This window comes from Micromonospora sp. BS32, from assembly GCF_059089345.1.
Window position 1 is genome coordinate 1 of the sequence record NZ_JBSSHR010000124.1, and the last position, 436, is coordinate 436.

General features: G+C 67.0%; 1 protein-coding gene. It reads right to left on the reverse strand.

Annotation, left to right across the window (positions count from 1 at the left end):
• A partial coding sequence (locus AC5RWQ_RS30555) for a glycine-rich domain-containing protein (protein WP_494286058.1) occupies positions 1–436 on the reverse strand: 436 nt, incomplete at both ends.

The following is a 436-nucleotide window of genomic DNA, read 5'->3' on the forward strand; positions in this document are numbered from 1 at the left end:
GTACCACCAGACCCGCCGCAATCCCTCATTGCTCTGCCGCCGCTCCTTCACCAGCACGACCGCGGGCGTGTGATGCAAGAAGCCGCCGAAGGCGCGGCGGCAGAATGCATCGTATTCGCGGGTATAGAGAATGAATTCGTGCCAGAGGTCGTCGGCGGCCTGCGACGGCATCGCGACGTAGCGCTTGCCGCTCATCAGATAGGCGAGGAAGAACTGCCGCAGGCCGCGCGAGACCAGCGCGCTGTCCTTGCGGGTGAAGCCGGGATGGCGCTTCTCGAGCCGGGCCAGCAGGCCGCGCGGGAGGGCGAAGGTGCGGATGTATTCGGCGCGCCGCAGCGCCTGCCATTTGCCGAACAACACCGCGCTGCCGATCACCGCGGCGGTCGCCAGGACGCCGAAAAGTGCCGAGGCGGGTGTTATGACCAAATTGCCCCCC